At 69.6% G+C, this 22415-nt stretch carries 16 protein-coding genes and 3 tRNA genes; 8 read left to right on the forward strand and 11 right to left on the reverse strand.

Annotation, left to right across the window (positions count from 1 at the left end; translation table 11 throughout):
• Positions 1–15: 15 nt before the first annotated feature.
• The gene (locus KF892_06985) at positions 16–783 is read right to left on the reverse strand and encodes an ABC transporter ATP-binding protein (GenBank protein MBX3624740.1); all 768 of its coding nucleotides are present in this window, start codon (positions 781–783) and stop codon (positions 16–18) included.
• Positions 784–962: 179 nt separating this feature from the next.
• Between KF892_06985 and KF892_06990 the strand changes: the two genes are divergently transcribed.
• Positions 963–1553, forward strand: a complete 591-nt coding sequence (locus tag KF892_06990) for a PAS domain-containing protein (protein MBX3624741.1) — start codon at positions 963–965, stop codon at positions 1551–1553.
• Positions 1554–1583: 30 nt separating this feature from the next.
• On the opposite strand, the gene KF892_06995 is transcribed toward KF892_06990, so the two are convergent.
• Entirely contained in the window at positions 1584–3782 is a 2199-nt protein-coding gene (locus KF892_06995) for a hydrogenase (GenBank protein MBX3624742.1), read from the reverse strand.
• Positions 3783–3991: 209 nt separating this feature from the next.
• On the opposite strand from KF892_06995, the gene KF892_07000 reads away from it, so the two are divergent.
• Positions 3992–5140, forward strand: a complete 1149-nt coding sequence (locus KF892_07000; protein ID MBX3624743.1) for an ABC transporter substrate-binding protein — start codon at positions 3992–3994, stop codon at positions 5138–5140.
• Positions 5141–5146: 6 nt separating this feature from the next.
• On the opposite strand, the gene KF892_07005 is transcribed toward KF892_07000, so the two are convergent.
• The 4 genes from KF892_07005 to KF892_07020 all read right to left on the reverse strand — a co-directional run bounded on the left by KF892_07005 (position 5147) and on the right by KF892_07020 (position 12945).
• On the reverse strand, positions 5147–5959 hold the full coding sequence (locus KF892_07005; GenBank protein MBX3624744.1) for a 3-hydroxybutyrate dehydrogenase: 813 nt from the start codon (positions 5957–5959) through the stop codon (positions 5147–5149).
• 30 nt (positions 5960–5989) lie between these two features.
• Positions 5990–7531, reverse strand: a complete 1542-nt coding sequence (locus tag KF892_07010; protein MBX3624745.1) for an AMP-binding protein — start codon at positions 7529–7531, stop codon at positions 5990–5992.
• 89 nt (positions 7532–7620) lie between these two features.
• Positions 7621–10323 carry a PAS domain-containing protein gene (locus KF892_07015; protein ID MBX3624746.1) on the reverse strand — a complete coding sequence of 901 codons (2703 nt, stop codon included), beginning with the start codon at positions 10321–10323 and terminating at the stop codon, positions 7621–7623.
• Positions 10324–10428: 105 nt separating this feature from the next.
• Complete coding sequence (locus KF892_07020) at positions 10429–12945, reverse strand: cation-translocating P-type ATPase (protein ID MBX3624747.1); 2517 nt, start codon at positions 12943–12945, stop codon at positions 10429–10431.
• 106 nt (positions 12946–13051) lie between these two features.
• On the opposite strand from KF892_07020, the gene KF892_07025 reads away from it, so the two are divergent.
• The 4 genes from KF892_07025 to KF892_07040 all read left to right on the forward strand — a co-directional run bounded on the left by KF892_07025 (position 13052) and on the right by KF892_07040 (position 18254).
• Positions 13052–13786, forward strand: a complete 735-nt coding sequence (locus tag KF892_07025) for an ABC transporter ATP-binding protein (protein ID MBX3624748.1) — start codon at positions 13052–13054, stop codon at positions 13784–13786.
• 7 nt (positions 13787–13793) lie between these two features.
• Positions 13794–16169 (forward strand): ABC transporter permease, encoded by a 2376-nt coding sequence (locus KF892_07030; GenBank protein MBX3624749.1) that lies wholly within the window; start codon positions 13794–13796, stop codon positions 16167–16169.
• 2 nt (positions 16170–16171) lie between these two features.
• A complete protein-coding gene (locus KF892_07035; protein ID MBX3624750.1) occupies positions 16172–17383 on the forward strand; it encodes an HlyD family efflux transporter periplasmic adaptor subunit in 1212 nt (403 codons plus the stop codon).
• Positions 17384–17471: 88 nt separating this feature from the next.
• On the forward strand, positions 17472–18254 hold the full coding sequence (locus KF892_07040) for an SDR family oxidoreductase (GenBank protein MBX3624751.1): 783 nt from the start codon (positions 17472–17474) through the stop codon (positions 18252–18254).
• A gap of 3 nt (positions 18255–18257) precedes the next feature.
• Here the strand turns inward: KF892_07040 and KF892_07045 are convergent, their stop codons facing one another.
• Positions 18258–19625, reverse strand: coding sequence for an MBL fold metallo-hydrolase (locus KF892_07045; protein MBX3624752.1), 1368 nt, complete (start codon positions 19623–19625; stop codon positions 18258–18260).
• Between the two features lie 120 nt (positions 19626–19745).
• Between KF892_07045 and KF892_07050 the strand changes: the two genes are divergently transcribed.
• A complete protein-coding gene (locus KF892_07050) occupies positions 19746–20057 on the forward strand; it encodes a hypothetical protein (protein ID MBX3624753.1) in 312 nt (103 codons plus the stop codon).
• Between the two features lie 13 nt (positions 20058–20070).
• Complete coding sequence (locus KF892_07055) at positions 20071–20541, forward strand: helix-turn-helix domain-containing protein (protein ID MBX3624754.1); 471 nt, start codon at positions 20071–20073, stop codon at positions 20539–20541.
• A gap of 82 nt (positions 20542–20623) precedes the next feature.
• Here the strand turns inward: KF892_07055 and KF892_07060 are convergent.
• The 4 genes from KF892_07060 to KF892_07075 form a co-directional block, all read right to left on the reverse strand.
• Positions 20624–20700, reverse strand: a tRNA-Asp gene (locus KF892_07060).
• Positions 20701–20753: 53 nt separating this feature from the next.
• A tRNA-Glu gene (locus KF892_07065) sits at positions 20754–20829 on the reverse strand.
• Between the two features lie 55 nt (positions 20830–20884).
• Positions 20885–20960 (reverse strand) — tRNA-Ala (locus tag KF892_07070).
• Between the two features lie 63 nt (positions 20961–21023).
• A complete protein-coding gene (locus KF892_07075; GenBank protein MBX3624755.1) occupies positions 21024–22415 on the reverse strand; it encodes a glutamate--tRNA ligase in 1392 nt (463 codons plus the stop codon).

Raw genomic sequence — 22415 nt, forward strand, 5'->3', positions numbered from 1 at the left:
TCGACGCATGCAACATCAATGCGCCCCCGCCAATTCGACCTGAGCGCTACCCATGTAGGCCTCGATCACCGACGGGTTCTTCGACACCTCGGCATACGGCCCTTCGGCCAGCGTGGCCCCACGCGCCAGCACGGTGATGGTGTCGGCGATGCTCGACACCACGCTCATGTTGTGTTCGACCATCAGGATGGTGCGGCCCGCCGACACCCGCTTGATGAGCTTGCGGATGCGGTCGACGTCTTCGCTGCCCATGCCTTGCGTGGGCTCGTCGAGCAGCATCAGCTCGGGCTCCATCGCAAGCGTGGTGGCGATCTCGAGTGCGCGCTTGCGGCCGTAGCTCAGCTCGACGGTGGTGAGGTGGGCATAAGGTGCGAGGTCGACTTCACGCAGCAGCTCCAGCGCCCGCGCGTTCAAGCCGTCGAGCGAACGCTCGGGCTTCCAGAAGTGGAAAGACGTGGCGAGCTTCTTCTGCAGTGCGACGCGCACGTTCTCGAGCACCGTCATGTGCGGAAACACCGCCGAGATCTGGAACGAGCGGATCACGCCGCGCTCGGCGATGCGCGCCGGTGTGTCGTGCGTGATCTCTTCGCCGTTGAAGACGATGCGGCCCGAGGTCGGTGTCAGGAATTTGGTCAGCAGGTTGAAACACGTCGTCTTGCCTGCGCCGTTGGGGCCGATCAATGCGTGGATGTCTCCTCGGCGGACACGCAAGTCCACTTTGTCGACAGCCACGAAGCCCTTGAACTCTTTGGTCAAGCGCTCGGTGTGAAGAATGCAATCCACTGCTGCTCCTTTGCGAGAGGCGGCAGTGTCGTGACTGGCGTTGCGCGCCGCAATGGCGAGCGACTACGCTAGGGTTCACCCGGCCAGACTTGCGCTCGACCGTGCAGTTTTTGGGGAAGAAGCCGTTACTGCTTTTTGCTTAAGTACTCGTGGCATGTGATGTGCATCGGCGCCTCGCTATGCTCGCGCCGACATTCGCCATGAACCCCGCTCTCCACCACCCGCCCGACGTCAACCTCGTGCTGGCCTTCGACATGGCCCCGGTGGGACTGTGCGTGCTCAACAACCGCGTCATCCAGCGCTGCAACGAAGCCCTGGCATCGATGTTCGGCTACGAGACCGCCGATCTGACGGGCCAGTCGATGTGCATGCTCTACCCCTCGCAGAGCGAGTTCATGGGCATCGGCGCGCGTGGCTTCGAAGCGCTGCGCGACTGCGGCCGATATGCCGATGAGCGCATCATGAAACACCGCGATGGCCGGCTCTTCTGGTGCCACGCCTCGGGCCGCACGCTCGACCGCGACGACCCATACGGCTGCACGGTGTGGATGTTCGAAGACATCTCCGCTCGCCGCCCCATCACCACCGCCCTCACCTCCCGTGAGCGCGAGATCGCGCAGCTGCTGATCGAAGGCAAGACGAGCAAGCAGATCGCACGCGTGCTCGAGGTGAGCCCGCGCACGATCGATGCACATCGCGTGAGGCTCTTGAGAAAACTCAAGGTCAACACGGCCACCGAGATGGTGTCGCGCCTGGCCGGGTTGATGTAGCCCGGCCAGCGCCCGTCCATCAAACCGCCATCAGTTCGGAATGGCGATGCTGGTGCCGCTGAAGGTGATGGCGTCACCCGCAGCCGGCGTGGCCGCCATCGGCGGCACGTTCGCCGTGGTCAGGGCCGGTGCTGCGCCCGGCGTGCCGCCACGCACCGTGGTGCGCACCACCTGGCTCGCGGGCAACGCGGTATTGCTGCGCAGCTTGGCCCACATCGCGTTCATGCCCTGGTTGAAGTACACGTGCAGCGGCACGAAGCGCGTGTCGAAGCCCGAGAACGGGATGAACGCGTCGAAGTGCTGCGCATGCTCGACCTCCACGTAGCTCAGCTGGCTGGCACTGCCTTCGACCACGCGGTTGTAGGCCACGTAGGCGCGCACCGCGTGGTTGACGGGCAGCAGCGCATCGCTGCGGCCCGACATGATGAGCGTGGGCTTGCCGCGCAGGTTGCCGTTGAACAGCACCTCGCCGATGCCGGCGCGCACCGCCTGGCTTTGCGCGAGCGTGGGTGTCGACACGCCGCTCAGGGCCGCGCCGGTCACCGGGTCGGTGCCCGTCACGAGCGCACGCTGGCACAGCGCGGCATCGAGGGCGAAGTCGGCCATGTGGGTCGACGGCGAGACGGCGAACGCCCATGACTTGGCGCCACCTTCCGAATCGTTGTAGACCACGCTTGCGGGCGTGCCGTTGGCCGTGCCATTGGCAAGCGCGAAGCTGGCGGCCTTCACGTTGGCGTTGACCGCGACCACGTCGCCCGTGCCGTTGACGGGCGCGAAGCTCACGCCGCACAGGTTATCGACAAGACCGAAGCGGCCGTAGCCGGTCGGGTACATGGCCGAGATGATCGCGGCGTTGCCCAGGCCGTAGTGCGCGTTGTGCATGGTGTCGTTGTCGGCCGTCCAGCCGTAGGCGCGCAGGCGGGCGAGCGCATCGTTGGCCTGGTCCGTGGTGGTGGCCCCCGTCACCAGGCCCTTGGCCGCGAGCGCGGTGCAGCGGTTGGTGGCGCGCGCGTTCATGCCGGTGAGCGTCATGTAGTTGTAGACCGAGGCCTCGGCCATCTGCGCGGCCGGCGCGAGCGCGGCACAAGGCTGGTAGAGGTTGGCGAAGGTGAAGTAATCGGCCAGCGAGCGGCCGAAGCTCGGCACCGGCGCACCGGCGAAGCTCACGCCGTAGCCGGTGGTGGTGTCGGGCTGGGCGCTGGGCTCGCCGGCCACCACGCCGTCGATCAGCCCGCCCGTGTCTTGCTCGGCGGCGCGCAGCACCGCGGCACCGCCGTTCGACACCGAGCCGGCGATCACCAGCGTGTTGCCCGGCGTGTAGCGCACGAGCTTGCCGTTGCCGACCGGCGAGTTGTCGGCGTACTCCTGGTTGAGCGCATAGAGCGCGTAGCGGATGGCGGTGAGCGTGTCGGTGCCCCAGTCCTTCTCGGGGTTGAGCTGCGAGTGCACCTGCTTGATCGCCAGGCGGTTGGGGAAGGCCGCATTGAAGGCAGCACGGGCGGCGTCGGTGATCACCGCGGCGAAGTTCGAGAGCGCGCCGGCGGCGCTGCGCGTGGCGCGCGTGCCGTCGATGCGGTTCACCGTGTCGTCGCTCGGGTCGTAGAGGCCGACGCCCTTGCCGGCATCGGTGAGCACGACGGCGCAATTGCGCTTCAGGCCCCACTCGGCGGCCGAGGCCAGCGCACCATAGACGCCGCGCGAGCCCGAGGACGGGCCGGCCACGAGGCACGGTGCGTTGCGGTCGAAGCTCGTGGGGATCTGCACCGCCACCGTCACCTGCTTGCGGCCGGTGCCGTCGTCGAGCACGGCGAGGTATTCGCGGCCGGGGATGAGGCCTTCGCCCAGCGTGTCGTTGCCGGCGAGGTCGATGTTGGGCCCGTAGAGGCGGCCGTAGCCGCCGTTGGCGGTGTAGTCGACGAGGCCGCGGTAGTTGGCATAGAGCGCATTGCGGCGCAGCTCGGTGGCGGTGGGGTTGGCCGGGTCGGCATACGCGGGTGCGGCGGCAGCGCCCAGGCCAGTGCGGCCCAGGCCGCCGGTGAGCAGGTCCTGCGTGGCCGCGGTGCTGCCGCTGCCGACCGTGGTGGCGCTGTAGGTGGTGACGCTCACGGTGGTCATGCCGGTGGGCAGCGTGCTCACCTCGGGGTCGTTGTTGCCGCCGCAGGCGCTGAGGCCGGCAGCACTCAAGGTGAGCATTGCGACACGCAGGATGGGCTTGCGCTTTGATTTCATGGGGTCGTCTCCTCGGGGTTGTGGGTGAGCGGCCCAATGTAGAAGTCGCCCCCGGCGGCGAGCAGTCGTAGGACTACATCAGTACGACCCGTTAGGTAGTTCATCGCCAGCAGCAACCCCTAGGTAGCCGCACCGCCATCGAAGGCCCCGTGGTGGCGCGCGCAGGCGCCTCCTAGCATCGCCTCACATTTGGTAACGAGGGGCATTGCATGCACACAGGGCTCAAGACACGCACACGCCGCACCTGGATCGCGAGCGTCGTCCTGCTGATGGGGGCCACGCTCGCTTCGGCACAGGAGACCATCACCATCGGCCAGGTGGCGCCGCTGTCGGGCGTGCTGGCGAGCACCGGGCACCAGATGGTGCTCGGCGGCAAGGTGTACTTCGATGCCGTCAACGACGCCGGTGGCGTGCACGGCGCAAAGATCCGCACGCTCGTGATGGACGACGGCTACAAGGTCGACGAGACCCTGCGCCTCACCAAGGAGCTGGTGGCCAAGCCCGAGGTGCTCGCGCTCTTCGGCTTTGCCGGCACCGCCAACATCGGCAAGCTGCTCGAAGACAAGGTGCTGGCCGATGCCGGCATCGCGCTGGTGGCGCCCTACACCGGCGGCGAGCTGCTGCGCAAACCGTTCAACCCGTGGATCTTCCACGTGCGCGCCGGCTATGCCGACGAGACCGAGCACATGATCAAGCAGCTCAACACGCAGGGCCTCACGCGCGTGGCGGTGCTCTACCAGAACGATGCCTTCGGCACGGCGGGCCTCGCGGGCGTGGAGTCGGCGCTGCAGCGGCGCGGGCGCAAGCTCGTGGCCTCGGCCGGCTACGAGCGCAACACGACCGACGTGGACGCGGCCGTGAAGGTGATCCGCGGCGCGGCGCCGCAGGCGGTGATCATGGTGGCGGTCAACAAACCCGCCGCGGCCTTCGCGAAGCAATACCGCGCGGCGGGGGGCGGCGGGCAGCTCTTCAACATCTCGGTGGTCGACCCGGCCGAACTCGTGAAGCTCGGCGGCATCGAGAACGTGCGCGGCCTGGGCATCAGCCAGGTGGTGCCCTACCCCTACCAGCAGACGATGCCGGTGGTGCGTGAGTTCCACGAGGCGATGCGCAAGTACGCGCCGAAGGAGGAGGTGAACTACACCAACTTCGAGGAATACCTCGGCGCCAAGGTGCTGGTGGAAGCGCTGCGCCGCGCGGGGCCGAAGCCCACGCGCGCCAAGGTGATGAACGCGCTGGAGTCGATCAACAACCACAACCTCGGCGGCGTGCGCATCAGCTACGGGCCGAAGGAGCGCGTGGGCTCGCGCTTCGTCGAGGTGACGGTGATCGGCAGCCAGGGCAAGCTGCTGAAGTAGCGGGCGCTACTGCGCCGTCCAGCCGCCGTCGACCGGCAGCGTAATGCCGTTGATGTTGTGCGCCCAGGGCTGGCACAGCATCGCGGCCACCTCGCCGATCTCGGACGGGGCCGACATGCGGTGGCTCGGCTGCTTCTCCTGCAGCAGCTCCTTGATGCCAGCGGCGCGGTCTCCACCATGCGCCTGCGCGCGCGCCATGATCTGCGGCTGGATCAGCGCGGTCTCGGTCCAGCCCGGGGCGATGCAGTTGGCCGTCACGCCACCCGTCTCGCTCGAGCCGACGGCCGCGCATTCGAGCGCCGCCACCCGCGTGAGGCCCACGAGGCCGAACTTCGCGGCCACATACGGGCCCTTCTGCGCCGACGCCACCAGGCCATGCACCGAGGCGATGTTGACGATGCGGCCGTAGCCACGCGCCACCATGCCGGGCAAGGCGAGGCGCATGGTGTGGAAGGCCGACGACAGGTTGATCGCGAGGATCGCGTCCCAGCTCTGCGGCGGCATGTCGACGATGGGCGCGGTGTACTGGATGCCGGCGTTGTTGACCACGATGTCGAGCCGGCCCTGCCAGGCGATGGCGTCGGCCATCAGCGCGTCGATCTCGGCGGCGTGGCGCAGGTCGCGCTGCAGGTAGGTCGCCGCGGGCGCGCCAGCGTCGCGCACGGCATCGAGGGCCGCCTGGGCCTTGGCCGGCTCGGCCACGTCGTGCAGCACGATGCGAACGCCGTCTTTCGCGAGGCGGGTGGCGATGGCCAGGCCGATGCCTTGCATCGAGCCGGTGACGAGGGCGGTGCGCCCGTGCAGGGAAGGTGTGCTCATGGGGGTCTCGACGGGTGGGGGTGAAGCAGGTCAGCGTGCGGGCATCGCGGCCAGCCGCGCCCGCAGTTCGGTCTTGAGCACCTTGCCGTAGTGGTTCTTCGGCAAGGCGTCGAGCAGGTGGTATTCCTTGGGGCGCTTGAAACGCGCGATGTGCTCGCGGCACACCTCGTCGAGCGCCAGCGGTTCGAGCTCGGCGCCGGAGCGGGGCACGACGAAGGCGACGACGATCTCGCCCCAGTCGGCATCGGGCCGGCCCACCACCGAGACCTCGGCCACGCCGGGGTGGCGCAGCAGCGCTTCTTCCACCTCGCGCGGGTAGATGTTGGAGCCGCCGCTGATGATCACGTCCTTCGAGCGGTCGCGCAGCGTGAGGAAGCCGTGTTCGTCGAGGCTGCCCATGTCGCCGGTGAAGAGCCAGCCATCGCGCAGCGTGTGGGCAGTGGCCGCGTCGTCGCGCCAGTAGCCGGCCATCACCGAGTCGCCACGCACCACCACTTCGCCGGTCTCGCCGGTGGGCAGCGTGCGGCCTTGCGCATCGGTCACGCGCACTTCGACGGCGGCCATCGCCACGCCCACCGAGCCGAGGCGTGCGAGGTGGTCGGGGTGCTGGGTGTCGGTGATCTGCCGGCGCGAGAGCGCGGTGATCGTCATCGGGCTTTCGCCCTGCCCGTAGATCTGCACGAAGCGCGGACCCATCACGCGCAGCGCGCGCTGCAGGTCTTCCACGTACATCGGGCCGCCGCCGTAGACGATGGTCTTGAGGCCGGTGCCGTCTTCTCCCTGCGCCACGGCCTGGTCGACCAGGCGCTTCACCATCGTGGGCGCGGCAAACATCGAGACGCTGCCGAAGTGTCGGCCGAGCACGAGCACCTCGGCCGCGTCGAAGCCGCGCGAAGCGGGCACCACGTGCTTCGCCCCGGCCAGCACGTGCGGCAGGCTGTACAGGCCGGCGCCGTGCGACATCGGCGCGGCATAGAGCGCCGCGTCGTCGGGCTGCACCGTGTCGACGTCGCTGAAGTAGCACAGCGACATCGTCATCAGGTTGCGGTGCGTGATCGTCACGCCCTTGGGCCGGCCGGTGGTGCCCGAGGTGTAGAAGAGCCACGCAAGATCGTCGCCGCGGCGTTCGGCCGGCGCGTCGAGCGGCGGGGCCTGCAGCAGCTGCGCGTAGCCGGGCTCGTCGACGAAGAACAGCTCGCGCCACGCGGCCGTGCGGTCGTCGAGCGCGGCCAGTGCGGGGCCGATGTCGCCCGTGGTGAAGACGACCGACGCCTGGCTGTGCGCGAGGATGTAGTCGACCTCGCGCGGGTGCAGCTTGGGGTTGATCGGCACGACCGCGAGGCCCGCCCACCAGCAGCCGAAGAAGATCTCGAGCACCGCCGGGTGGTTGCTCATGAAGAGGCCGACACGGTCGCCCGGCTGCAGGCCGTGGTGCTCGGTGAGCGCGCGGCCGAGCGAGGCCGCACGCGTGGCGAGCGTGGCGTAGTCGAAGAGAAGCTCGGTGCCGAGGTAGACGGCGGGTCGGTGGCCGGCGCTGCGGGCACTGCGCAGCAGCAGATGGGCGAGGTTCATGTGGACTCCTGAACCGCGAGGGTAAGAGTCGCACCACGCGCCTCGCAAGGCGCACAAGTACATCAGGGTTGACCCTGCACCCTGTGCATTCAGCCCGGCAGCAGGCGCTCCAGCGCGGCGAGGAAGGTGGGCATGTGGATCGGCTTCGTCCAGTAGTCGGTGAAGCCGGCCGCGGCGGCGCGGGCGATGTCTTCGGGCATGGCGTTGGCCGACAGCGCGACGCAGCGGATGCCCGCGGTCGACGGCTGCGCGCGCAGGCGGCTCAGCACCTCGTAGCCATCGACGTCGGGCAGCTGCATGTCGACCAGGATCAGGTCGGGCTGCAGCTCCTGCGCGCGTGCCACGCCGAGCAGGCCGCTGGCCACCGTCTCGATCTGCAGGCCCGCGTGGCGGCGCACCATCTCCTCGACCAGCAGCGCGTTGACGGGGTTGTCTTCGATGTAGAGCAGGCGGCCCTGGCGCTGGCGCCGCGGCGCGGGCGGCACGCTGGGCGCGGGCACCGCGTCTGCAGGCGGCGGCAGAGCGTCGTCGGGTGCCACCGGGCCGGTGTGCCGCGGCAGCCGCACCTCGAAGCGGGAGCCCACGCCCGGCGTGCTCTCCACCTGCACCGAGCCGCCCATGCGCTCGACCAGCGCCTTCACCACCGACAGCCCCACGCCGGCACCCTCGATGCCCTCGCGCTCGACGCCGAGGCGGTTGAACGGCTCGAAGAGATGCGCCATCTGCTGGCGCGTCATGCCGCGCCCGCTGTCGGCCACGGTCAGCAGCACGGCCCCGCCGCTGTCGTTCCCGCTCTCGCGCACGCTCACCTGCACGCGCCCGCGCGAGACGTTGTACTTGACGGCGTTGCTCAGCAAGTTGATCACGACCTGGCGCACACGGGTGCGGTCGGCGAGCACGACGGCGGCGGTGTCGTCGACCGCCACGCTCACGCCGGCATCGCGCGCCGCGGGCTCCACGAGCGCCTTCGCCTCCTGCAGCACGTCGGTCAGTCGCACGGGGCGCAGGTCGAGCTTCACTTCGCCGCTCTCGAGGCTCGACAGGTCGAGCACGTCGTTGATGAGCGAGAGCAGGTGTTCGCCGGCCGACACGATGTGCTGCACCTTGGCCAAAGAGCCCGAGCGGGCCAGCGCGGGGTCGAGCCGCAGCAGCTGCGCGAAGCCGAGCACCGCATTGAGCGGCGTGCGCAGCTCGTGGCTCATGCGCGCGAGGAATTCCGATTTCGCCTGGCTCTCGCGCTGGGCCACGAGCTTCTCCTGCCGCTCGGTCACGTCGATCGCAATGCCGAACTGCACGCTGCCCGACTCGCGCTTCTCGTGCCGCGCCCGGCTCACCACCCAGCGCACCTCGCCGTCGGGCCGCACGATGCGGTATTCATGCTCGACGGTCACGTCTTCGGTGGCGCGCAGCTCGGCGTGCGCGGTGCGCATGCGCTCGCGGTCGTCGGGGTGCACGACTTCGTTCAGCCACTCGGTGCGCCGCGGCACGCCTTGCGAGACCGGCCGGCCGATGATGTGGAACATCTGCTCGTTCCACTCGCCGCGCTCGCGGCCCGGCTCGCGGCTCCAGATGCCCAGCCCGGCCGCCGAGGCCGCCACTTCGAGGCGGCGCGCCAGCTCCTGCGCACGCCGGGTCTTGGCCACCTGCTCGGTGACGTCAAGCGCCACGCCCATGAATTCGATGGGCTGCCCGTCGGCGTTGCGCCGCACCACGCGGCGCGTGAGCACGTAGCGGTAGGTGCCGTCGGAGCGGCGGTAGCGCGCCTCCATGTCGACCGGGCGGTCGGTGTCGAGCGATTCGGCAGCGGTCGCGACCACACGTGGGACGTCATCGGGGTGGATGAGCGAGCGCACCTCGTCGATGGGCACGCCCTCGGGGCGCGGCGCGATGCCGAGCACCTCGAAGCCCTTGTCGTTGTAGAAGATGCGGTTGAGCCGCAGGTCGTGCCGCCAGATGGCGATGTTGCCGAGGTCGACCGCCAGCTTGAGCTGCTCGCTCGTGGTGTTGAACGACTCGGCGAGCTCGTAGACCTCGGTGTCGTCGACCATCGCGCCGATGATGATGTTGGGCTCGCCATCGGGCCCGGCCTTCACCTCCCACTGCGCGTGCACGTGCCGCCACTGGCCGCTGGGCGAGCTGATGCGGTAGCGCTTGGCGTACTTGCCGGGGGTGCGGGCGGAGTCGCGGTAGTCCATGCCCGGCCGGTCGTCGGGGTGGATGCGCGAGACGAAGGTCTTGAAGTCGGGCGCGCCGTTGGCGGGGTCGAAGTTCCACAGGCGGAACATGTTGGCGTCCCAGTGGCCCTTGCCCATCGGCAGCTCGCGCTCGTAGAGGCCCAGGCGGCCGAACTCCTGCGCACGCACCAGGCGCTCGGTGACGCGCGCGGTCTCGGCCTGCGAGCGGGTGAGCTCCGTGGTGTCGCGCATGGCCCAGAGCCAGCTCGCCTCGGCGAGCGCTTCTTCTTCGCGCAAGGGTCTCAGAGTGGCGTCGGCGCTGCGCACCGCGCCATCGGCGTCGCACCAGGCGAGCGGGCTCAGCTGCGTGGGCTGGCCGGCGCGCAAGGCGTCGGCGAGCGTCTGCGCGGCCGACCGTTCATCGAGGCGGAGTGCCTGCGCGAGGGTCTGCCCTGCCGGCAAGCCCTCGGGGGCACCCACCGACCGCAGCAAGGCAGGGTTGGCCCACACCACGACGCCATGCCGGTCGAGCAAGGCCAGCAGTTCGGTGCTGGCCTCCAGCAAGGCCGTCCACGCGCTGATGGGCCGGGACAGCGACGAGGGGCGGCGGATCGCCATGCGCGGGAGTCGTTGTAAGTGGAAAGTTACAAGAGCAGTCTAGCCAAGTCGCCCCCGTTGCATCAGGTGGAATGCCCGCGCTACCCCGGGCTTCCCGGGCTTCGTTCACGAAGCGGCGCGACTCGTGCCGGCCGCACCACGCGCCCCGAGCAGCCGCCAGGTCGCCCAGGCCACCGGGGCGGCGAGCGCCAGCAGCACCGGCCCGGCGGGCAGCGCCGGCAGGCCGAAGGCTTCGGCCACCGGCGGCACCAGCCCGATGACGGCCCCCAGGGCGCACACCCCGAGCAGCAGCCACTGGAAGACCCGGTTGCCCGCGTGCGACACACCGCCGCCCGACCTGAACCACTGCAGCATGGCCAGGTTGCCGACGACCACCGACACCACCCCCGCCAGCCGCAGCTGCATGTCGCTCGCGCCGGCCCGCTGCGCCGCCCATTGCACCGCCGCCGCAAAGCCGAGGGCCAACCCGCCGACCGCCAGCGCCCGCGCGACCAGCGGCCAAGTCACGAGCGCGGCTGCGGCCGCACGCGGCGGCACCTGCATCGACTGCTTCGGCGCCGGCTCGGCTTCGAAGACGAGCGAGCAGGCCGGGTCGATGATCAGCTCGAACAGCACCACATGAAGCGGCAGCAGCAGCACGGGCCCGCCGAAGAGCGGTAGCAGCGAGAGCCCGACGATGGGCACGTGCACCGCCAGCAGGTAGGCGATCGCCTTCTGCAGGTTGCCGAAGATGCGCCGCCCGGCCCGCACCGCGTCGACGAGCGAGGTGAAACGGTCGTCGAGCAGCACCAGCGCCGCGGCTTCGCGGGCGACGTCGGTGCCACGGCCGCCCATCGCCACGCCCACGTCGGCGGCGCGCAGGGCCGGGCCGTCGTTCACGCCGTCGCCGGTCATCGCGACCACCTCGCCGCGCCGCTGCAAGGCCTGCACGATGCGCAGCTTCTGCACCGGCGTGACGCGGGCGTACACCGCCACGTGCGCCACCAGCCCTTCGAGCTTCGCTTCGCTGGTGTGGTCGAGCTCGCGGCCGGTCAGCACGAGGGGCGGGCCCGCCGGCCCCTCGTGTGGCGGCACGAGGCCCGCCTCACGCGCGATCGCGAGCGCCGTGGCCGCGGAATCGCCGGTGATCATCACCACCCGCACGCCGGCCTCGCGGCACACGCGCAGCGCGGCGGGCACCTCCTCGCGCAGCGGGTCGTGGAAGGCGAGCACACCTTGCACGGTGTAGCCCTTCTCGGGCAGCGAAGCGGCATCGCGGCAGGTGGCGCTGGCCACGGCGATCACGCGCATGCCGCGCTGCGACCATGCATGCACCTGGCGCAGCAGCGCCTCGGGCACCTCGGCACAGCGCTCGAACACCGCTTCGGGTGCGCCCTTGAGCGCCACCCGGAACGCGTCGGCGTCGCCGAGGTCCCAGCACTGCCGCACGTAGGGCCGGCCGGGTGCGACGCCTTCGCGGGCCTGCAGGACCTTGCGCGCGTCTTCGGCGCCGTGCGGCGCGAGGCGCAGGATGGCGCGGTCCATCGGCTCCAGCCCTTCGGCCACGCTCGCCAGCGCCGCGGCGCGCAGCAGCGGCGCCAGCGCCTCGGGCAGCACATCGCCCGGCCGGCGCTCGCAGGCCACGCCGGTCAACGACATCGCGCCCACGACTTCCATCTGGTTGCAGGTGAGCGTGCCGGTCTTGTCCACGCACAGCACGGTCGTCGAGCCGAGAGTCTCGATGGCCTGCGGCTGGCGCGTCAGCACCTGCTGCCGGGCGAGGCGCCAGGCGCCGAGCGCGAGCATCACCGTCCACACCACCGCGAACTCTTCCGGCACGATGGACATGGCGAGCGTGAGGCCCACCAGCAAGCCGGCCGACCAGGAGCCGTCGCGCCAGGCGAAGAGCATCGCGGCCACCACGCAGGTGATGAGCGCGACGATGGCCACCGCCTGCACCAGGCGCTTGAGTTCGGCATGCAGACGGCTCTGGCGCGGCGCCACCGCACCGATCGCCCCACCGATGCGCCCGAGCGCGGTGCGCGGCCCGGTGGCGGTGACGTCGGCCGCGCCGTCGCCCTGCACCACCAGCGTGCCGGCGTTCAGCCGGCTGGCGTCGGCGTCGCCGGGGTGCTTGTCGACCGGCACCGACTCGCCGGTGAGCATCGATTCGTCGACCCGCAGACCGTGCGACTGGCGCAGCACCGCATCGCAGGCGAGGCGGTCGCCCTCTTCCACCAGCAGCCGGTCGCCCACCACGATCTCCTGGCTGGAGATGCGGCGCACCACGCCGCCGCGCAACACGCTGCTGCGCGGGCTGGCCAGGTCGTGCAGCGCTTCCAGCACCCGCTGGGTGCGCAGATCCTGGAAGGCCGAGATGCCGATCACGGCACAGATCGACACACCGAGCGCCACCGCATCGAAGACTTCCCCGAGCAGCCCGTAGAGCAGCGTGCAGGCCAGCAACAGCAGCACCATCGGCTGCGCGGCCACCGAGGCCACCACGGCGAGCGCGCTGCGGTGCCGGGGCGGTGGCAGGCGGTTGGGCCCGTCGCGCAGCAGGCGCGCATGTGCTTCGTCGTCGCTCAGGCCGGCGGCGTGGGTGGCGTTTTCGGTGGCGTCGGGCGCTGCGGTATGGGTCATGGCGAGACTGTGTGAGCGCCCTCACGCCGCTCGGTTGACGTGCGTCAACGGCGCTGGGGCGCATCACTTTAGGCTCGCCGGGTCACATTCCTGCAGGAGCCCCTACATGCCCAACGCGATGCGCACGCCGCCCCCGGCCGGCTGCGTCTTCCGCACGCGCGGGCTCGGCAAGTCCTACGGCAGCGGCGAGACGCGGGTGGACGCGCTGCGCGAGGTCGACCTCGACATCGTTCGCGGAGAGTTCGTGGTGCTGCTCGGGCCTTCGGGCAGCGGCAAGTCGACCCTGCTCAACATCCTCGGCGGCCTCGACGTGCCGAGCACCGGCCAGGTGATGTTTGGCGACGAAGACCTGAGCCGCGCCGACGATGCCGCGCTCACCACCTACCGCCGCGAGCACGTGGGCTTCGTGTTCCAGTTCTACAACCTGATCCCGAGCCTCACGGTGCGCGAGAACGTTGCCCTCGTGACCGACATCGTGAAGAACCCGATGACGGTCGACGACGCCATCGACCGTGTCGGCCTCACGCCGCGGCGCGACCACTTCCCCGCGCAGCTTTCGGGCGGCGAGCAGCAGCGCGTGGCCATCGCCCGGGCCATCGTGAAGCGGCCCGAGGTGCTGCTGTGCGACGAGCCCACCGGCGCGCTCGACTACCAGACCGGCAAGCTGGTGCTGGAGGTCATCGCCCGCATCAACGCCGAACTGGGCACCACCACCATCGTGATCACCCACAACGCCGCCATCGCCGGCATGGCCGACCGCGTGGTCTACCTCGGCGACGGCCGCGTGCAGCGGGTGGAAGTCAACGAGAAGAAGCTCTCGCCCGCAGAGCTCTCGTGGTGACGTTGCGATGAAAGCCCTCGACCGCAAGCTGCTGCGCGACCTGCGCCTCATGTGGAGCCAGGCGCTCACCATCGCGCTGGTGGTGGCGAGCGGCATCGGCGGCTTTCTCACCAGCCTCTCGGCCGTGGACTCGCTGGCGCTGGCGCGCGACCGCTTCTACGCCGACGGTCGTTTTGCCGACGTGTTCGCGGGCATGAAGCGCGCCCCTTTGTCGCTGGCCGGCGTGATCCGGGAAGACGTGCCGGGCATCGCTGACGTGCAGACCACCATCGAGCAGGTGGTGCGGGTGGAGATCCCGGGCCTGGTCGACCCGATCATCGGCCAGCTCATCGGGCTGGAGGCGAGCCACGCGCAGCGCATGAACCGCGTGACGCTCAGCCGCGGGCGCTGGCCGCAAGGCGGCGGCCAACGCGAGGGCCAGGGCAGCATCGAGGTGCTGGTGTCGGAAGGCTTCGCGCAGGCCCGCCAGCTGCAACCCGGCTCCACCGTGTATGCGCAGATCAACGGGCGGCGCCGCGCGCTCGTGGTGGTGGGCACGGCACTCTCGCCCGAGTTCATCTTCGCCGGCCTCTGGGGCATGCCCGACATGCGCGGCTTCGGCATCTTCTGGCTCGACAAGGAGGTGCTCGCGTCGGCCTACGACATGCGCGGCGCCTTCAACCGTCTCTCGGTGAAGCTGGCCCCGGGCGCTTCGGAGCAGACGGTGATCGACGGGCTCTCGCGGCACATCGCCCCCTACGGCGGGCAGCTGGCCCACGGCCGGGTGCACCAGACCTCGCACGCCATGCTCGACAACGAGATCAAGGAGCAGCGCGTGCTCGGCACGGTGCTGCCCGTCATCTTCCTCGCGGTGGCGGCCTTCCTGCTCAACGTGGTGGTGTCGCGGCTGGTCTCCACACAGCGCGAGCAGATCGCCGCGCTCAAGGCGCTCGGCTACCCCGACCGCAGCATCGCCCTGCACTACCTGAAACTCGTGCTGGTGATCGTGACGATCGGGCTGCTGCTGGGCATTGCCGTGGGCGACCGCCTGGGCACGATGTTCACCGGCCTCTATGCCGAGTTCTTCCACTTCCCGAGCTTCGAGCACCACATCGCACCGTGGCTGCTGGTGGTGAGCGTGGGCATCACCGTGGCCACGGCGGTGACGGGCACGCTCAACGCCATCCTCGCCACCGTGCGGCTCGCGCCGGCCGAGGCCATGCGTCCACCTGCGCCCGGCCACTACCGCGCCACGCTGCTCGAACGGCTGGGCATCCACGCCCTGGGCCCGGGGCCGCGGATGATCCTGCGCAACATGGAGCGCCGGCCGCTGCGCACGGCGCTGTCGATCGGCGGCGTGGCGGCGGCCGTGGCCATCGTGGTGATGGGCAACTTCCTGCGCGATGCGATCGAGGTGGTGGTCGACACGCAGTTCACCCTCGGCCTGCGCGGCGACGTGAGCGTGTGGGTGCCCGAGCCGGTCGACGATGCGGTGCGCCTGGAGCTGGCGCGCCTGCCCGGCGTGAGGGCGGTGGAGAGCTCGCGCTTCGTGCAGGTGGAGTTCGTGAACGGCCACCGGCGCGAGCGCAGCATGATCCGCGGCTACGCCCCACGGCCTGACCTCTACCGCGTGATCGACGTGGATGGCCGGCAGGCCCTGCTCGACGGGCGCGGCCTGCTGCTCACCGACCGGCTGGCCGACAAGCTCGGCCTGCGCGTGGGCGACACGGTGCGCATGGAGGTGCTCGAAGGCCGCACCCGCACGCTCGACATCGTGGTGGCCGGCACGGTGCGCGAGATGATGGGACTGAACGCCTACATGGACCGGCCTTCGCTCAACCGCGTGCTCGGCGAGAGCGATCTGTCGACCGGCTTCGTGCTGGCGATCGACCGCGGGGCGGAGTCGGCCGTGCTCGAAGCCAGCAAGGGCCTGCCGCGCATCGCCGGGGCCTGGAGCAAGGCCACGATGCTGCGCAACATGCAGGAGATCAGCGCGCGCAACGTGCGCATCATGAGCACCATCCTCACTGTCTTCGCCAGCATCATCGCGGTGGGCGTGGTCTACAACAACGCGCGCATCGCGCTCGCCGAGCGCGCCTGGGAGATGGCGAGCCTGCGCGTGCTCGGCTTCACGCGCGCCGAAGTATCGGCGCTGCTGCTGGGCGAGCTCGCGCTCGTGATCGCGCTGGCGCTGCCGCTGGGCATGCTGCTCGGCTGGGGGCTCACGCATGCGGTCGGCGAGATGCTGAAGTCCGACCAGTTCTTCTTTCCGGTGGTGATCCGTGCGCGCACCTATGCGTGGGCGGCCTTGTGCGTGGTGGTGGCGGGCATTGCGAGTGCGTGGGTCGTGCGCCGGCGCATCGACCGGCTCGACATGGTGTCGGCCTTGAAGACGAGGGAATGACGATGAAACGTTCGACATGGGGCATGGCCATCGGCGGCACTGCGGTGGCGCTCGCGCTGGTGGTGTGGGCCTTTGCGCCGAGGCCGCTCGAAGTCGAGGTGGCGACGGTCACGCAGGCCGCCTTCAAGGCCACCATCGACGAAGACGGCAAGACGCGCGTGCGCGAGCGCTATGTGGTGGCGGCACCCCTCGCCGGGCAGTTGCTGCGCATGCGCCTGCGCGAAGGCGACCGCGTGGAAGCGGGTGAGGTGGTGGCGCAGATCGTGCCGGTGCTCTCGCCCATGCTCGACGACCGCACGCAGCGCGACCTGCAGGCGCGCCTGGGCATCGCGCTCGCGCAGGTGCAGCGGGCGCGGGCGCGGGCCGACGGCGCGCGCATCGGCTTGAAGCAGGCGCTCAGCGAAGCGGCGCGCACCGAGCAGCTGGCCACGCAGGGTTTCGTCTCGCTCACCAAGCTCGAAGTCACCCGCCTCGCGGCCGAAGCCGCCCAGAAGGAACTCGACGCCGCCACGCAGGAGCAGCTGGTGGCCAACCACGAGGTCGAGCAGGCCGGCAATGCGCTGCGCGTGGTGCGCGGCCCGCAGCAGAACGCGCGCGCCTTCGACCTGCGCGCGCCAGTGGCCGGCCGCGTGCTGCGCGTGGCGCAGGTGAGCGAGGGCGCGGTGGCGCTCGGTGCGCCGCTCCTCGAGCTGGGCGACACCTCGCAGCAGGAGATCGTGGCCGAGCTGCTGACGACCGACGCTTTGCGCATCCAGCCCGGTGCGGCGGTGTTGGTGGAGCGCTGGGGCGGCCCGGGCGCGCTCGACGGCACGGTGCGGCGCGTGGAGCCCGCGGGCTTCACCAAGGTCTCGGCGCTCGGCGTGGAAGAGCAGCGCGTGAAGGTGCTGATCGACATCACGAGCCCCGCGTCGCGCTGGGCCAGCCTCGGCGACGGTTATCGCGTGAGCGTGCGCGTGGTGACGCTTGCACTCGACAAGGCCGTGCAGCTGCCGGCCAGCGCCGTCTTCCCGCTGCCCGACGCCGGGCCGGGCGAGGCCGACTTCGGCGTCTTCCGCCTCGATGAGGGCCACGCACGCCTGGTCCGGGTGAAGGTCGGCGCGCGCAACGGCAGCATGGCCTGGGTGCCGCAAGGCGTGGACCCCGGCACCACGGTGATCGTCTATCCCCCCGCAGGCCTGAAGGATGGCGCCCGCGTGAAGGCGCGTTCGGTCTGACGTCTGCCGGTCCGCTTGTGCTGCATCAAACCGCGGCGCAAGGCCTGCGGGATCATCGATTCATCGTGATGTCTTCGAGGAGCCGACCATGACCGCCACACTCTCCACGCCCACACCCTCCCCGCTCTTGACCGGCAAGGTTGCCCTCGTGACCGGCGCCGCCTCGGGCATCGGCCGTGCCATCGCGCTTGCCTACGCGCGCGAAGGGGCCAAGGTGGTCGTCTCCGACATGGACGCGGCGGGTGGCGAAGAAACCGTGGCGCTGGTGCGGCGCCAGTCGGGCGAGGCCCTCTTCGTGAAGGCCGATGGGAGCCAGGCGGCCGACTGCGAGCAGTTGGTGTCGCGCTGCATCGCGGCCTACGGGCGGCTCGACGCCGCCTGCAACAACGCCGGCATCGGCGGCGACCTGGCCCCCACCGCCGACTACCCGCTCGATGCGTGGCAGCGCGTGATCGGCGTGAACCTCACCGGCGTCTTCCTGTGCATGAAGTACCAGATCCCCGAGCTGCTGAAGACGCGCGGCAGCATCGTGAACATGGCCTCCATCCTCGGCGCGGTGGGCTTCGCTTTCGCGCCGGCCTACACCGCGGCCAAGCACGGCGTGCTCGGCCTCACCAAGGCGGCAGCGCAGGAGTACGGCGCCCAGGGCGTGCGCATCAACGCAGTCGGCCCGGCGTTCATCCACACCCCGATGATCTCGGCGCTGGAAGCCGATGCAGGCTCGCTTGCGCAACTGGTGTCGCAACACCCCATCGGCCGGCTGGGCGAGCCACGCGAGGTGGCCGAGCTCGTGGTGTGGCTCAACTCCGAACGGGCGTCGTTCTGCACCGGGGCGTACTTCCCGGTGGACGGCGGCTACCTCGCGCGCTGAGCCTCAGGCTTCTGCGTCGAGGTCGACACAGTCGCGGTACTCGGGCACCGAACACGCCCAGCCCTGGCGCTCTTCGAGCGCCTGGCGCAGGGCGTCGGCGGCCACCGGCTCGCCGTGCGTCACGAACACATGCCGCGGCGCGCGCGGCAGGGCAGCGGCCCAGTCGAGCAGCTCGTTGCGGTCGGCATGGGCCGACATCGAGTCGATGCACGCCACCTCGGCGCGCACCGGCACGTGCTGGCCGTGGATCTTCACCGTCTCGACACCCGCCACCATCGCCGCGCCCCGCGTGCCTGCGGCCTGGTAGCCGGCAAAGACGATGCTGTTGCGGCGGTCGGGCGCGTAAGCCTTCAGGTGGTGCAGCACACGCCCGCCCGAGGCCATGCCGCTGGCCGAGATGATCACCGCCGGCATGTGCAGGGTGTTGAGGCGCTTCGACTCTTCGATGCTGGTGACGATGCGGGTCGTGCGGCGCAACGCTTCGCACTGCTCGGCAGTGAGCCGGTGTTCGGCATGGTGCGCCTCGTAGATGCGCGTGGCGTCGGTGGCCATCGGGCTGTTGAGGAACACCGGGATGTCGGGAATGCGGCGCTGCTCGCGCAGCAGGTGCAGCGCGTACATGATGGCCTGCGCGCGCCCCACCGCGAACGACGGCACCACGACCACGCCGCCGCGCGCTGCCGTGCGGTTGATCACGTCGGCCAACAGTTCGAGTGGGTCGGTCTCGACATGGCTGCGGTCGCCGTAGGTCGACTCCATCACCAGCCAGTCGCAGCGTATCGGCGCGTCGGGCGGGAACATCAGCATGTCCGATTGGCGCCCGAGGTCGCCCGAGAAGAGGATGGAGCGGCCGCCCCAGGCCACATGCACGCTCACCGCACCCAGCAGGTGGCCGGCCTTGCGCAGCGTCACCTGCACGCCGGGGATGGGCTCGAAGGGCTGGCCGAGCGCCACCGTGCGGAAGGCCTTCAGCGCCTGATGCGCCTGCTCTTCGGTGTAGAGCGGCAAGGCCGGGTGGTGCTTGGAGAAGCCGTGCCGGTTGGCGTATTCGGCTTCTTCTTCCAGCAGGCGGCCGGAATCGGGCAGCAAGAGCCCGCACAGCTCGCGCGTGGCCTGGCTGCTGTACACGGGGCCGGCGAAGCCACTCTGGCAAAAGCGCGGCAGGAAGCCACTGTGGTCGAGGTGGGCATGCGTGAGCACGACCGCGTCGACCTTCGACGCCTCCACCTGCGGCGCCTCCCAGTTGCGAAGCCGAAGCTGCTTCAAGCCCTGGAACAGGCCGCAATCGATCATCAGCTTGCGGCCTGCGTGTTCGAGCAGGTACTTCGAGCCGGTCACGGTGCCGGTGCCGCCAAGGAATGTGAGTCTCATGTGCGCAGTGTCAGTCGAGCGACGTGGTTGAGGCTGATTCAGATCAACGCTTGACCCTCAAGTGGCTTGAGGTCCTACCGTGCCGAGGTGGGCGTTGTGCCCCCGCTTCGGAAACACGATATGAAACCATGGAAAGCCGCGCTCGGGGTAGGCGCCGCCTGTGCCGCCTGCTGTGCGGTGCCGCTGCTCGGAGGTGGCGCCGCGCTCGCAGCCGGCTCTGCCTCCCTCACCGCGTTGGGGTCGGCCCTCCTGGCCTGCGCCGACGAGTTGCTGCCGCTGGCGATCGGCCTGCTCGGCCTGGCGGCGGTGGGCGCCGGCATCGTCGTCTGGCGGCGACGCCAGGCACGGTTCGACGCGCCGGCCTGTGCGCTGCCGGCTGACGAGCAGCCGGGCCGCAAAGCGTGCGCCTGCCCGCCCGGCCCATGCGGATGATTAGGATGGCGCGATGAACGCAAGACTCTCCATCGGCCTCGTCGCCCGCCAGACCGGCTGCACCGTGCCGACCATCCGCTACTACGAAGAGATCGGCCTGCTGCCCCCGGCGCACCGCACCGACGCGGGCCAGCGGCACTACGACGAGCGGACGATCCGTCGCCTCACGTTCATCCGCCGCTGCCGGGACTTCGGCTTTTCGATCGACCAGGTGCGTGAACTGGTGGGCCTCGTCGACCAGCCTGAGCGCCCCTGCAACGAGGTGCGCGACATCGCCGCGCTGCACCTCACGCAGCTTCGCAGCCGCCTCGCCGAGCTGAAGGCCCTGGAAGCGAGCCTCAGCGCCTTCGTCTGCAATTGCGAGTCGGCCTGCGCGGGCGGGCCGGCCATCGACTGCACGATCCTCGAAGACCTGTCGGTGGAGCGTGAAGGCGTTGCCGCAGCGATGGCAGGCAGTTGCTGCGCGCCCTTAGCGTGTGAATGACGGCACGACGCAACCATGAGGCGCAGGCCGACTGCGCAAAGAAAAACGGGTTAGCACTTTCGCGCTAACCCGTTGATTTCGTTGGCGGAGTGGACGGGGCTCGAACCCGCGACCCCCGGCGTGACAGGCCGGTATTCTAACCAACTGAACTACCACTCCAGATGGCTTCTGCTTTGATGTGGTTCACATCTCTGCACAAGCGCCATCAAACTTGGCGTCCCCTAGGGGATTCGAACCCCTGTAATCACCGTGAAAGGGTGGTGTCCTAGGCCTCTAGACGAAGGGGACTTAAACCTTCGCAATCTCTTTCGAGATTCTCTTGAACCGTGCGCCACCGTTTTGTTGGTGGAGGTAAGCGGGATCGAACCGCTGACCTCTTGCATGCCATGCAAGCGCTCTCCCAGCTGAGCTATACCCCCGTTGTTTTCGCTAACTTCAACGAGTCACACTGTTCAAGCGAGACCACGATTATAGACAGAAATTCAAGCGCCCTGCAAACGCGAAAGAACAGTGTCTTTCGGGAACAGTTCCAGCACAGCGTCGAGCGACGGCGTCTGCGCGCGCCCGCACACGATCACACGCACCGCGTGTGCGAGTTGCGGCATCTTGAGGCCGTGGGCGGTGAGCGTTTCCTTGATGGCAGCGGCGATGGCAGGCTTGGCCCACTCGGCCGCTTCGAGCTTGGCTCGCAGGGTGGGCAGCGCCGGCTTCACCACATCGGTGACATGGGCAGCGAGGTCTTCCGCGGTCGGCGACACATGGGCGAAGTACATCGCGACCCAGTCGGCGAGTTCGACAGTGGTGCTGCAGCGGTCCTTGAAGAGCGGGACGGTTCGAGCGACCGATGCGACCGACGATTCGATGCCGCGGCGCTTGAGCTGGTCGACCACGAGCGAAGACAGACGTTGCTCGTCGATGGTCTTGATGTAGTGCGCATTGACCCAGGCCAACTTGGCCGCATCCCATTGCGCGGGGCTCTTCGACAGGTGTGAGCCGTCGAACCATGAGATGAATTGCTCGCGCGTGAAGAGCTCCTCGTCGCCGTGGCTCCAACCGAGCCGCGCGAGGTAATTGAGCATGCCTTCGGGCAGGAAGCCGGCTTCTTCGTAGGCGGTCACGCTCACCGCGCCGCGGCGCTTCGACAGCTTCTGGCCGTCGTCGCCAAGGATCACCGGCACGTGGCCGAACCGAGGCAGCGGCGCGCCCAGCGCGTGGAAGATGTTGATCTGCCAGGGCGTGTTGTTGACGTGCTCGTCGCCGCGGAACACGTGGCTGATCTGCATGTCCCAGTCGTCGACCACCACCGCGAAGTTGTAGGTGGGCACGCCATCGGCGCGCATGATGATGAGGTCGTCGATCTCGTGGTTCGAGATGGTGATCGGGCCTTTGCAGAGGTCGTCCCAGGTGACGGCGCCATCCTTCGGGTTGGCGAAGCGGATCACGGGCTGCACACCGGCCGGTGGCGTGGGCAGCACCTTGCCGGGCTCGGGGCGCCAGCGGCCGTCGTAGTGGGTCTTCTCGCCACGCGCCTTCTGCGCTTCGCGCATCGCATCAAGCTCGGCGGGCGTGGTGTAGCAGCGATAGGCGCGGCCGTTCGCGATCAGCTGGTCGACGACCTCCCGATAGCGGCCGAGCCGCTGCATCTGGTAGATGGGGCCTTCGTCGTACTCGAGACCCAGCCACTTCATCGAGGCAAGGATCTGCTCGACCGAGTCTTGTGTCGAGCGGGCGACATCGGTGTCTTCGATGCGCAGGACGAACTCACCGCCGTGATGGCGGGCGTAGCCCCATGAGTAGAGCGCGGTGCGGGCCGTGCCGAGGTGCAGAAAGCCGGTGGGCGACGGGGCGATGCGGGTGCGGATCTTCTGGGTCAT

This window comes from Rhizobacter sp. (genome assembly GCA_019635355.1).
Classification (GTDB): Bacteria; Pseudomonadota; Gammaproteobacteria; order Burkholderiales; family Burkholderiaceae_C; genus Rhizobacter.